Annotated in this window: 10 protein-coding genes; 1 reads left to right on the forward strand and 9 read right to left on the reverse strand. The window is 72.8% G+C overall.

The features are described 5' to 3' along the window. Nucleotides 1–4 precede the first annotated feature (4 nt). From CHF15_RS08815 to CHF15_RS08855, 9 genes are all read right to left on the reverse strand, one after another. On the reverse strand, nt 5–775 hold the full coding sequence (locus CHF15_RS08815; RefSeq protein ID WP_245938731.1) for an IclR family transcriptional regulator: 771 nt from the start codon (nt 773–775) through the stop codon (nt 5–7). Next, nucleotides 772–2,409 (reverse strand): thiamine pyrophosphate-binding protein, encoded by a 1,638-nt coding sequence (locus CHF15_RS08820; protein ID WP_089223078.1) that lies wholly within the window; start codon nt 2,407–2,409, stop codon nt 772–774. The genes CHF15_RS08815 and CHF15_RS08820 overlap by 4 nt, the downstream gene beginning before the upstream one ends. 14 nt (nt 2,410–2,423) lie before the next feature. Further along, nucleotides 2,424–3,188: an SDR family NAD(P)-dependent oxidoreductase gene (locus CHF15_RS08825; RefSeq protein WP_089223079.1), complete on the reverse strand. Its 765-nt coding sequence runs from the start codon at nt 3,186–3,188 to the stop codon at nt 2,424–2,426. Nucleotides 3,189–3,200: 12 nt separating this feature from the next. Next, nucleotides 3,201–4,760: a sugar ABC transporter ATP-binding protein gene (locus CHF15_RS08830; RefSeq protein WP_089223080.1), complete on the reverse strand. Its 1,560-nt coding sequence runs from the start codon at nt 4,758–4,760 to the stop codon at nt 3,201–3,203. Nucleotide 4,761: 1 nt separating this feature from the next. Beyond that, nucleotides 4,762–5,862 (reverse strand): sugar ABC transporter substrate-binding protein, encoded by a 1,101-nt coding sequence (locus tag CHF15_RS08835; protein ID WP_089223081.1) that lies wholly within the window; start codon nt 5,860–5,862, stop codon nt 4,762–4,764. A 25-nt stretch (nt 5,863–5,887) separates the two neighbouring features. Beyond that, on the reverse strand, nt 5,888–6,850 hold the full coding sequence (locus tag CHF15_RS08840) for an ABC transporter permease (protein WP_089223139.1): 963 nt from the start codon (nt 6,848–6,850) through the stop codon (nt 5,888–5,890). Between the two features lie 65 nt (nt 6,851–6,915). Next, entirely contained in the window at nt 6,916–8,523 is a 1,608-nt protein-coding gene (locus CHF15_RS08845; protein WP_089223082.1) for a solute symporter family protein, read from the reverse strand. Then, entirely contained in the window at nt 8,520–8,969 is a 450-nt protein-coding gene (locus CHF15_RS08850) for a DUF485 domain-containing protein (RefSeq protein WP_179279702.1), read from the reverse strand. The genes CHF15_RS08845 and CHF15_RS08850 overlap by 4 nt, the downstream gene beginning before the upstream one ends. 192 nt (nt 8,970–9,161) lie before the next feature. After that, the gene (locus CHF15_RS08855; protein WP_089223083.1) at nt 9,162–11,291 is read right to left on the reverse strand and encodes a DNA gyrase/topoisomerase IV subunit B; all 2,130 of its coding nucleotides are present in this window, start codon (nt 11,289–11,291) and stop codon (nt 9,162–9,164) included. Nucleotides 11,292–11,714: 423 nt separating this feature from the next. Between CHF15_RS08855 and CHF15_RS08860 the strand changes: the two genes are divergently transcribed. Continuing rightward, nucleotides 11,715–11,945 (forward strand): DUF7455 domain-containing protein, encoded by a 231-nt coding sequence (locus tag CHF15_RS08860; protein ID WP_089223084.1) that lies wholly within the window; start codon nt 11,715–11,717, stop codon nt 11,943–11,945. Nucleotides 11,946–11,978 lie beyond the last annotated feature (33 nt).

An 11,978-nucleotide genomic window follows, 5' to 3' on the forward strand; every position in this document is an offset into this window, starting at 1 on the left:
AGGCTCATCTGCGGGCGAGTTCATGGCTCAGCGCCCGTGCCGCCGCGCACACCACGGGCGCGACGCGGTCCGGCCGCAGGCCCCGCGTGGCGCCCGTGACGGAGACGGCGGCGACGGGGAAGGCGCGCGGTCCGAGCCGCGGCCCGTAGACGGGGGCGGCGACGGCGGACACGCCGACCTCTGCCTCCTCCCAGTTCACGGCGTAGCCGCGGGCGCGGGTGCGGACGAGGTCCTGCTGGAGCAGCCGCGGCACGACGATGGTGCGCGGGGTGCGGCGGCGCAGCCCCACGCCGAGCACCGCGGCCAGGCCGGGCGGAGTGCCGTAGGCGAGCAGCGCCTTGCCGGTGGCGGTGCAGTACGCGGGGAGCCGGCCGCCGACCCGGGAGATGATCCGCATCGAGCGGCGGCCGGTGAGCTTCTCCAGGAAGACGGTGTCGGCGCCGTCGACGACCGCGAGGTGCACGTTCTCGTGGGTGGCCTCGTACAGCTCCTCCATGAACGGCAGCGCCGCCTCGCGCAGCCGCCGGTGCGGCACCCGCTGGCCCAGTTCGAAGAGGGCGAGGCCGAGCCGGTAGCCGTCCGTCCCGCGCTCGACGAGGCCGACGGCGGTCAGTTCGGCGAGCAGCCGGTGCACGGTCGACTTGGGCAGGCCCGTGCGGGCGGCGAGTTCGCCGAGCGGGATCCCGTCCTCGCCCGCGGCGAAGGCGCCGAGCAGCGCGGCCCCGCGGGCCAGCATCGACCGACTCCCCGCCGCGGTGGCGTCCTCGGCGCTCACGGGTGCCCCCGCAAGGGCACCTCGACCAGCAGCGGGCCGTCGAGGCCGCGTACCGCCGCGACGGTCCGCGCCAGTTCCTCCGTGCCGTCCACGCGGACCGCGGGGATGCCGAAGAACCGGGCGGCGACGCGCCAGTCGAGCTCGCCGAGGCCGAGGCCGGGATGGGGGACGGCAGGGCCGCCGCCCCGGGCGCCGAGGGTGTCCTTCAGGGTGCGGTACTCGCCGTTGGCCATCACGACGAACAGGACGGGCACCCGGTGGTGCGCCGCGCTCCACAGCCCCTGCAGCCCGAACATCGCGCAGCCGTCGCCCAGCACGGCCACCACCGGGCGTTCCGGCGCGCCGAGCCGGTGGCCGACGGCGGCGCCGATCCCCCAGCCGAGCCCCCCGCCGACCGTGTGGACGAAGCCGCCCGGCCGGTCCCGGCGCAGCACGTCGCGCAGATGCACCCCGACGGTGATCGACTCCTCGACGAGCACCGCCTCCTCCGGCAGCGCGCCGGCCAGGGCGTGGGCGGCGGCAAGCGGGTCGAGCGGGGCGCCGCCCCGCGCGGACCGGGCCCGCAGCTCCAGCCGGTCCCGTGCCTGCGCGTGCCGTGCGCCGGCCTCCCGTGTCCGCTCGCGCGCGGTGTCCTCGGGGACGAGCCGGGTCAGACGGCCGGCGAGCGCGGCCAGCGAGGAGTCCAGCGCGCCGGTGAGGCCCAGGTCGACGGGGAAGTTGCGGCCCGGCTCGGCGGGGTCGGTGTCGATCTGCACGACCGTCAGGTGCTCGGGCACGGGCGGGCCGGGGCTGTAGTGGTGCGGGCTGAAGGCGCGGCAGCCGGCGATCAGCAGCGCGTCGTGGCCCTTCAGCCGCTCGTGGATGCGGGCGTTGACGGGCGGCAACGGCCCCGCGTACAGCGGGTGGGAGCCGGGGAAGTCCAGATGGTCGTTCATCGGCTGGTGGTAGGTGACCGCGCCGAGCGCCTCGGCGACCCGTACGAGCGCCGCCACCGCCCCGTCCCTGCCGACCCCGTCACCGGCGACGACCGCGGGCCGTTCGGCGGCCGCGAGCAGGGCCGCCGCCCGGTCGAGCCCGCCGGCCGGTCCGGGCGGCGCGAGCGGCGAGCGCGCCGGGACCTCCACGGGCGCGGCGTCCTCGAGGACGTCCATCGGCACGGAGACGAACACCGGCCCCTGCGGCGGCTGCCGGGCCAGCGCGAAGGCGCGGCGCAGCACAAGCGGCAGGTCCTCGGGGCGGTGCACCTCCTCGGCCCGTTTGGCCGCACCGGAGGCGAGGGCGACCAGGTCCCCGGCGAGCATGGGGTCCTGGAGCAGGTGGCGACGGTCCTGCTGGCCCGCCATGACGACCATCGGGGTGCGCGAGCGCCGGGCGTTGAGCATCCCGATCAGGCCGTTGGCGGTGCCCGCGGCGATGTGCAGGCTGGCGAAGGCGGGACGGCGGGTGGCCCGGGCGTAGCCGTCGGCCATGGCGACGACCGAGCCCTCCTGGACGCCGAGGACGTACTCGGGCACGGTCCCCGGCCCCGACAGCGCCTCGATGAGGGGCAGTTCGGTGGTGCCCGGGTTGCCGAAGACCCGGTCGACCCCCTCGTCGGCGAGGATCTCCAGCAGGGCCCGCAGGGCGGTCGTCATGACGGGGGCGCCTCTCATACGCTCATGCCGCCGTCGACCGCGACGGTGGCTCCGGTGGTGAAGCTCGCGTCGTCGCCCGCGAGGTGGAGCACGGTGCGGGCGATCTCCTCGGGTGCCGCGTGCCGGCCGAGGGGGATCATCGCGTCGAACGCCCTGGCCGCGTGCTGGGAAGGCTGCCCGGTGGCGGCGGTCTCGATGCGCCGCATGAACGGGGTGTCGGTGGGGCCCGGGTGGATGGTGTTGACGCGGATGCCGCGGGCGGCGCACTCGCGTGCCGCGACGCGCATCAGCCCGACCTGGGCGTGCTTGGCGGCCGCGTAGCCGCTGATGCCGGGATCGGCGGTGAGCCCGGCGACGCTGGAGTTGACGATCACGGAGGCACCGGGTCCCAGGTGCGGCAGCGTGTACTTGAGCAGGAGGAAGGCGCCGACGACATGCACCTCGAGGACCCGCCGGAAGACCTCCTCCGGGTAGTCCTCGACGGCGGCGACCTCGCCGGAGATCCCGGCGTTGCTGAAGACGACGTCGAGGCGGCCGAAACGGGCGTGGCCCGCACCCACGGCGGCGGCCACCGCGGCGGCGTCGGTGACGTCGGTGACGGCGGCGGAGCAGCGCTCGGCGCCGAACTCGGCCGCGGCGGCGCGCAGCGCGGAGTCGTCGAGGCCGAGCAGGTGGACCTGCGCGCCCTCGGCGACGAAGAGCCGGGCGGTGGCCAGGCCGATACCGCTCTCGCCGCCGGTGATGAGGGCGACCTTGCCGTCGAGACGTCCTGTTGCCATGGGGTCCCCTTGTCAGTCGTCGGCCGCGGTTCGGGTGTCGGGGCCGGGGCCGGGTTCCGGCCCGGTGGGGCCGGCGTTCATGGCGAGGCTCAGCGCGTGTTCGGTCAGTGCCGCGCCGGAGAGCTCCCCCGCGATCCGGCCGCGCCGCAGGACCAGCACCCGGTCGCAGAGCTCGGCCAGTTCGGCCAGGTCGGTGGAGGTGACGAGGACGGTCCTGCCCGCGGCCGCGAGCCCCCTGACGATCGCGTGCATCTCGGCGCGGGCCCCGATGTCCACGCCCCGGGTCGGGTCGTCGAGGACGACGACGCGCGGCTCGATGTCGAGCCACTTGGCGAAGACGACCTTCTGCTGGTTGCCGCCGGAGAGCGCGTGGACCGGGGTGTACGGCGTGCCCTGGAGCCGCAGGCGCCGTGCGTGCGCGAGGGCCCGCCCCACGTGACGGGAGCGGCGCAGCCAGGGCGAGCCGTCGCCGCGTGCGAGCCAGGAGGCGGCGGAGGTGTTCTCCCAGACCGCGCGGTCCGGCATGAGCCCGTACCGCTTGCGGTCACCGGGCACGAAGGCGACCCCCGCCGCGACGGCGCGGCGCACGTCGCGCGGCGGCGGCTCGCCCCCGGGGAGGGTGACCAGGCCCGCGGTGGGCCGGGCGCGGCCGCAGACGATGTCGAGGACGGTGAGGTGCCCCGCGCCCCGCAGGCCCGCGAAGCCCGTGACCTCGCCCGCGACCGCCTCGAAGGTCACGTCGCGCAGGCCCCCCGCGGCGCTGACCCCCGTGAAGCCGATCCGGTCCGCCGTCGGCGCCGCGGGCGACGACCGGAGGGCCGTCGCGGCGGGCGGCGGGCCGTCACCGAGCATCGCGGCGACGAGGGCGTCCAGCGACACCTCGCCTGCGGGGGCGCCGCGCATCACCGTACGGCCGTCGCGCAGCACGCTGATCCGGTCGGCCAGTCGCCGTACCTCCTCCAGGAAGTGCGAGATGTACAGCACGGCGAGGCCCCCGACGACGAGCCGGCGGATCACGGCGAAGAGCCGCTCGACGGCGTCGGCGGGCAGGGCGGAGGTCGGCTCGTCGAGGACGAGGACCCGCGGGCGTCCCAGCAGGGCCCGGCTGATCTCGACGAGTTGCCGGTCGGCGAGGTCGAGGCGGCCGAGCGGGGTGTCCCAGGGGACGTGCGCCAGACCGAGGGAGGTGAGCACCTCGCGGGCTCCGTCCCGGGCGCGCGAGGGCGAGGTGAGTCCGGCCCGACGCGGCGGCCCGTAGGGGTAGAGGTTCTCCAGCACGGTCAGGTCGGGGAAGAGGCTGAGCTCCTGGGCGACGACGGCGATCCCGGCCGCCGCGGCCTGCCGCGCGCCCGCGTACGGCCGCGGCGCGCCCTCCAGTTCGACCGTGCCGCCGTCGGGGCGCTCGATGCCCAGCAGCATCCGGACGAGGGTGGACTTCCCCGCGCCGTTCTCGCCGACGAGGGCGTGCACCTCACCGGCGGCCAGCGCGATGCCCGCGCCGTCGAGGGCGGTGACGCCCCCGTAGGACTTCACCAGGTCGCGGGCGGTGAGGATCGGGGACGCGGCGGCCATGTCAGCGCTCGTCCTTCAGGGGCCTCATGTGCGCGTCCCGGTGGGCGAGCAGATCGTCGATCTGCGGCTTGTACCAGCGGTAGGCGGCCTCGCCGCTCTTCTGGCGCGCGATGATCTCGTCGACGTTGGAGGAGTCGACGACGAGGCCGGGCATCCGGAACCAGCCGTCGGGGAGTTCCCCGCCCTTCCTGACCGTGTCGATGAGGACCGCGGTGGCGATGTAGCCCTTGAGGAAGTGCTCGGGGTCGACGGTGCAGAAGTTGGCCCCGCTCTTGACGTACTCGAGGGTCTTCACGTCCACGTCGGCCCCCGCGACCAGGTATGCGCCCTTCTCCTTGGTCTTGATCCGCCCGAGGTTGTAGCTGTCCGCGTCGCCGACGCCGAGGAACGCCAGGGCTCCGGGGTTGGCGTGCACCTGGGCGAGCCAGGCTCCGTAGTTCTGGGCCGGGTCGCTGTAGGTCTGGAAGGGGCCGAGCACCTTGATGCCGGGGGCCTTGGCGGCGAAGGTCTCCCGGATGCCCTCGGCCCGGCTGTCGAGGACGGGCGTGCCGGGGTTGGGGACACCGACGACGACCGTGCCTGCGGGGTCGGCGGGAAGGCGCTTGAGGGCCTCCTCGGCGAGTGTGGCGCCCATGTCGTAGTTGTCGTTGCCGACGTAGAACGTCACCTTGGAGCCGTCGAGCGGGGCGGTGTCGAGGGCGACGACCGGGACGCCTCGCTCGATCGCCTGCGCGGCGGGGCGGACGAAGATCGGCGGGTCCAGGTTCTCCAGGACGACGCCGTCCTTCGCGGTCGTGGTGAGGTTCTGGAACAGCTGGGCCTCGGCGGGGCCGTCGGTGTTGGGCGGGCCGACCGCCTTGAAGTCCACGCCCCCGGCGTGCGCTGCGGCGGACTTGGCGCCGCTCACCATCTCCGCGGCGAAGTTGAGGCTGATGTTGGCCACGGCGATGCCCATGTGCAGGGTGCCGTCGCCCTTGCCTTCGCCGCCGCCGTCGTCGCCGCACCCGGTGAGGAGGGCCGCGGCGGGCACCGCGGCACCGGCCAGCAGGAGGGAACGCCGAGTGGGACGGTGGAGGTGCGGGGAGTGCGGGGAGTGCGCCATGGTGGCCTCCGGAGCGGTGACGGGGTCAGGTGTGGCGGCCGCGGAATCGGCGCAGTGCGCTGTCGGCGGCGACGGCGGCGAGGATCACCGCTCCGGTCGCGAACGTGGTCCAGTTGATCGGTACGTCGAAGAACACCAGGGCGGACGCGACGGCGGCGAGGATCAGCGCGCCGATCACCGCTCCCGGCACGGAGCCGCGACCGCCCGCGAGCGCGGTGCCGCCGATGATCGCGGCGGCGATGGCGCTCAGCTCGTACCCCTGGCCGACGGTCGGGTCACCGGAGATGAAGAAGGCCAGGGCCAGGACGGCCGCCAGACCGGCCGTCGACGCGGACAGCGCCATGGCCTTGATCCGCGTCCGCACGAGGGGAAGACCGGTGAACAGCGCCGCGTCCGGGTTGGAGCCGACCGCCCTGACCTGCGCCCCGAAACGGGTGCGGGTGAGCAGCAAGGTGAGCGCCGCCGTCGTGGCGAGCAGCACCCACACCGCGGTCGGCAGCCCGGCCGAGTCACCGCCGACGACCCGGAAGAAGGCGTGGTCCTGCGGCATCCCGCTGATCTGCCTGCCGTCGGCCAGGGCCAGGCCGATGCCGCGGAACAGCATGGCGGTGGCGAGGGTGACGATGAACGTCGGCAGCCCCACGTACGTCGCCACGATCGCGTTGCCCGCCCCGAGCAGCGCCGAGAGCACCAGCACCGCGGCGGCCGCCGCCCACGGGGACCAGCCGTCGCGGATGCACACGGCGCCGACGGTCACACCGAGCGCGTAGACCCCGCCGACCGACAGGTCGACCTCGCGCATGGCGAGGGCGAAGACCATGCCGGCCGCCATCAGGCCCACGTAGCAGGCGTTGTGGGCGGTCCCGGTCAGGTTCGACCGGGTCAGGAAGTCGGGCTCGGCGATGCCCACGACGAGCACCAGCAGGACCAGTACCGCTGCCACGCCCGTCTCGTCGCGCAGCAGCCAACGCATACGGCTCGATGGCATGCCGCACAGCGTGGAGGCGCCGTGGGCCCGCGGCAATCAGAGCGTTCCGCCAGGCGGAACGGGTGTCACACCGCCCCGGCCCCGGTGAGCGAGCGGACCTCGACCTCGGCGAACTTGTCCTCGTCCGCGCGCTCGCGGGACAGGACCGTGCCCAGCCAGCCCGCGGCGAAGCCCAGCGGGATGGACACCAGGCCCGGGTTCTCCAGCGGGAAGTACTGGAAGTCCACCCCCGGGAAGAGCGACTGCGGGCTGCCCGACACCACCGGGGACAGCACCACCAGCGCGACCGCCGGGACGAGGCCGCCGTAGATCGCCCACACCGTGCCGCGGGTCGTGAACCTCCGCCAGAACAGCGTGAAGAGCAGCGCGGGCAGATTGGCGGACGCCGCCACCGCGAACGCGAGCCCGACGAGGAAGGCCACATTCTGGCCCTGCGCGAACAGGCTCAGCGCGATGGCCACACCGCCGATGCAGACCGCGGCCACCCGGGCCACCCGCACGTCCTGGTTCTCCCGTCGCTTGCCGCCCGGTGCGGCCTTTCGCCGGCGCAGCGTCGCGTGGAGGTCGTGCGCGACGGAGGCGGACGAGGCGAGGGTGATCCCGGCGACGACGGCCAGGATCGTGGCGAAGGCGACCGCGCCGACGACCGCGAACAGCACCGTCCCACCGGTGGAGCCCGCTCCCCCGCCCAGATCGAGGGCGAGCAGCGGCACGGCCGTGTTCCCGGCGGCGTTGGAGGCGCGCACGGTGTGGGAGCCGACCAGCGCCGCGGCACCGAAGCCGAGCACGATCGTCATCAGGTAGAAGCCGCCGATGAGGCCGATCGCCCAGACCACCGACCGCCGCGCCGAGCGCGCCGTGGGCACGGTGTAGAAGCGCGACAGGATGTGCGGCAGCCCGGCGGTGCCCAGGACGAGGGCCAGGCCGAGGCTGATGAAGTCCAGGCGGTCGGTCCAGCTCTGCCCGTACAGCATGCCGGGGCCGAGGAACTCGCGGCCGTGGCCGCTGCCGTCGGCCGCCGAGCGCAGCAGTGCCCCGAGGTCGCCGTGGAAGCGGAGGAGCACCAGCACGGTGAGGGTGATCGTGCCGCCCATGAGCAGCACGGTCTTGACGATCTGGATCCAGGTCGTGGCGCGCATGCCGCCGAAGGCGACGTAGAAGACCATGAGCGCGCCGACGCCGATGACGGTCCAGGTGCGCGCGGCCGATCCCTGGCCACCGAGCAGGAGGGAGACCAGGCTTCCGGCGCCGACCATCTGCGCGACGAGGTAGAGCACGGAGACGATGACCGAGGAGGTGCCCGCCGCGATCCGGACCGGGCGCTGGCGCATGCGCGCGGTGAGGACGTCGGCCAGGGTGTAGCGGCCGCAGTTGCGTACCAGTTCGGCGACGAGAAGCAGCACGAGGAGCCAGGCGACGAGGAAGCCGACGGAATAGAGCATGCCGTCGTAGCCGAAGAGCGCGATGAGCCCGGAGATGCCGAGGAAGGAGGCGGCGGACATGTAGTCGCCGGCGATGGCGAATCCGTTCTCCAGAGGGGAGAAGAGACGGCCGCCGGCGAAGAACTCCACGGAGGAGCTGCGCCGCCGGCCCGCCCAGGCAGTGATCGCCAGGGTGACGGAGACGAAGACGGTGAAGAGGACCAGCGCCAGGCCCTGGTGGTTGCCGGTCACCGCATCCGCTCCTGGGTGTCCCAGCGCAGGTCGAGGGCGGCCCGGTCCCGGCGCAGCCGGGCGTGCCGGGCGTAGGCCCAGGTCAGGAGGAAGGTCGAGGCGAACTGGGCGAGACCGAGGACCATGGCCACGTTGAGCTCGCCGAGCAGCGGCCGGGCCATCAGCCGCGGCGCGGCCGTCGCCAGGACGACGTAGAGCAGGTACCAGGCCAGGAAGGCGGCGGCCGCCGGGAAGACGAACCGCCGGTACCGGGAACGCACTTCCTGGAAGGGACCGCTGGCCTGCACCTCCCGGTAGACCCGGGCGTGGTCGTCGGCCGGGCGGGCCTGCGACGGGAGGGAGACGGGCGGTGGCTCGGGACCCTCCCACTCCCCCGCGGCCAGGACGTCGTACCAGGGGTCGTCCACCCGCAGCCCTCCGGTTTCCGCCTGGTCGTGCTCGTTCACGAACTCTCCTCGCTTCACGGGCCGATCGGCCGTGCGCCCAAGCATGGACATTGCGGGAAGATCCGGGAGCCTCCAAGCAGAAACCTTCACCTCATCGGGTGATGGTGCCCCACTCCTGGGAGTGGGGAAGCTCCGGCGCCCTCCACGGGCGGGTGAGACCGCGGGAGGGCGCCGGTGCGAGAGCCCGGTCCGTCAGGCGTCGATCCGCGAACGGTCGAGCGTGGCGGCGGAGTTGGCGATGAACTCGCGGCGCGGCGCGACCTCGTTGCCCATCAGCAGGTCGAAGGCGAGCTCCGCGCCCTCCAGGTCGCTGATGTTGATCCGGCGCAGGGTGCGGTGGCGCGGGTCCATCGTGGTCTCGGCCAGCTGGTCGGCGTCCATCTCGCCGAGGCCCTTGTAGCGCTGGATGGACTCCTTGTAGCGGACGCCCTTGCGCTCGAACTCCAGCAGCGTCTCGCGCAGCTCCCGGTCGGAGTAGGTGTAGACGTACTTGTCCTGGCCCTTGCGCGGGTTGCTGAGCTCGACCCGGTGCAGCGGCGGCACGGCGGCGAAGACCCGGCCGGCCTCGACCATGGGCCGCATGTAGCGCTGGAAGAGCGTCAGCAGCAGACAGCGGATGTGGCTGCCGTCGACGTCGGCGTCCGTCATCATGATGATCTTGCCGTAGCGGGCCTGGTCGATGTCGAAGGTGCGGCCCGAGCCGGCTCCTATGACCTGGATGATGGCGCCGCACTCGGCGTTCTTCAGCATGTCCGTGACCGAGGACTTCTGGACGTTGAGGATCTTGCCCCGGATCGGGAGCAGCGCCTGGAACTCCGAGTTGCGCGCGAGCTTGGCGGTGCCCAGCGCCGAGTCGCCCTCGACGATGAAGAGTTCGCTGCGGTCGACGTCGTCGCTGCGGCAGTCGGCCAGCTTGGCCGGCAGCGACGAGGACTCCAGCGCGGTCTTCCGGCGCTGCGCGTCCTTGTGCTGCCGGGCGGCGATCCGGGTCCGGGCCGCGGCGACGGCCTTCTCCAGGACGGCGCGGGCCTGCTGCTTGTCGTCCCGCTTGGTGGAGGTGAGGAACGCCTTGAGCTCGCGGGACACCACGTTGGCCACGATGCGGTTGGCCGCCGAGGTGCCCAGCACCTCCTTGGTCTGGCCCTCGAACTGCGGTTCGGCGAGCCGGACCGTGACGACCGCCGTCAGCCCCTCCAGGGCGTCGTCCTTGACGATGTCGTCCTCGGCGACGCGCAGCAGCTTGGTGGCGCGCAGCACCTCGTTGAACGTCCTGGTGACGGCGCCCTCGAAGCCGCGCACATGGGTGCCGCCCTTGGGGGTGGCGATGATGTTCACGAAGGAGCGCAGCGTGCTGTCGTAGCCGGTGCCCCAGCGCAGGGCGACGTCGACACCGAGCTCACGGGTGACCTCGGTGGGGGTCATGTGGCCGCGGTCGTCGAGGACCGGGACGGTCTCCTTGAAGGTGCCGCTGCCGGTCAGCCGCAGCACGTCGCAGATCGGCTTGTCCGGGGTGAGGTACTCGGCGAACTCGCTGATGCCGCCGTCGTAGTGGAAGGTCTCCTCGACCGGCTTCCCGTCCTCGGAGCCGTTGTCGGTCCGCTCGTCGCGGACGACGATCGTGAGCCCGGGGACCAGGAACGCGGTCTGGCGGGCGCGCTGGTACAGCGTCTCCAGGGAGAGCTTGGCGTCCTTGAGGAAGATCTGACGATCCGCCCAGTACCGGACGCGGGTGCCGGTGCGGGCCCGCGGCACCTTCTTGACCTTGTCCAGCCCGTTGCCCGGCTCGAAGGGCGCCTCGGCGCCGGCCTTGGCGAAGCTGCCGGGAACGCCGCGGCGGAAGCTGATCGCGTGGGTGTGGCCGCCGCGGTCGACCTCGACGTCCAGCCGGGCGGAGAGCGCGTTGACGACGGAGGCGCCGACGCCGTGCAGACCGCCGGAGGCCGCGTAGGAGCCGCCGCCGAACTTGCCGCCGGCGTGCAGCTTGGTCATCACGACCTCGACGCCGGACAGGCCGGTCTTGGGCTCGACGTCGACGGGGATGCCGCGGCCGTTGTCCCGCACCTCGACGGAGGCGTCGGCGTGGAGGACGACGTCGATGTGGTCGCAGTGCCCGCCCAGGGCCTCGTCGACCGAGTTGTCGATGATCTCCCACAGGCAGTGCATGAGGCCGCGGCTGTCGGTGGAACCGATGTACATGCCGGGGCGCTTGCGGACCGCTTCGAGGCCCTCGAGCACGAGCAGGTGTCGCGCGGTGTAGTTGGAGCCGTCACGATCTGCACCGGTCAGCAACGCGGTGGACGGCACGGATGTTTCGGCGGTCACGCGAACGTCTCCTCATGAAGTTCTTCAGCCGTATCGGTGAGAGGGTACCGAGGTCACGCTCGGCCGTTTCGCCGCGACCCGATATGGGCACCATGCTAGCCCGTTTTCGAAGACGTGTTCGATCCCTCGTTTGAGTGATACACATGTCACGTTCCCCTGGAGGCATGAACCATTTAGGCTCGGGGCACGTCCTCCTCAACAACCGGCCGCAGGGCCGGGGGGACATAACCGAACAATCTGACCAGATCTGCCAGAACGACCCGAAGCCGACAGATAAGACGCCAGAGGATCATTCGCCGCCAATCGGTAGCATCCGGCCGCTACAACGACAGTTTCCAAGGAAAAGACCTGCGCGGGAACAGTTTGGGCCTGGTTGGATGTTGACCCTGGTACGACAGCTCGTCGAGCTAGAGAAGAGGCGACGTGACTACAGTTCTGACCCCCGCGAGCCCGCTGACGGCGGCGGACCGCTGCGACCGTTGCGGCGCCCAGGCCTACCTGCGCGTCGTACTCATCAGTGGCGGCGAGCTGCTCTTCTGCGCGCACCACGGGCGTAAGTTCGAGCCCGAATTGAAGAAGATCGCTGCGGAAATACAGGACGAGACCGGTCGGCTCACCGCCACCTCGACCGTCGCGACCGATGACGAACGCTGACGCGTAGCACTGCGACGAGCTCACGACGGGCGG

The organism is Actinacidiphila glaucinigra (genome assembly GCF_900188405.1).
Lineage (GTDB): Bacteria > Actinomycetota > Actinomycetes > Streptomycetales > Streptomycetaceae > Actinacidiphila > Actinacidiphila glaucinigra.

Excerpts from the sequence above, each read along its gene's own strand:
- CHF15_RS08820 (WP_089223078.1), bottom strand. The coding sequence starts at position 2,409 with ATGACGACCGCCCTGCGGGCCCTGCTGGAGATCCTCGCCGACGAGGGG.
- CHF15_RS08825 (WP_089223079.1), bottom strand. The coding sequence starts at position 3,188 with ATGGCAACAGGACGTCTCGACGGCAAGGTCGCCCTCATCACCGGCGGC.
- CHF15_RS08830 (WP_089223080.1), bottom strand. The coding sequence starts at position 4,760 with ATGGCCGCCGCGTCCCCGATCCTCACCGCCCGCGACCTGGTGAAGTCC.
- CHF15_RS08835 (WP_089223081.1), bottom strand. The coding sequence starts at position 5,862 with ATGGCGCACTCCCCGCACTCCCCGCACCTCCACCGTCCCACTCGGCGT.
- CHF15_RS08840 (WP_089223139.1), bottom strand. The coding sequence starts at position 6,850 with ATGCCATCGAGCCGTATGCGTTGGCTGCTGCGCGACGAGACGGGCGTG.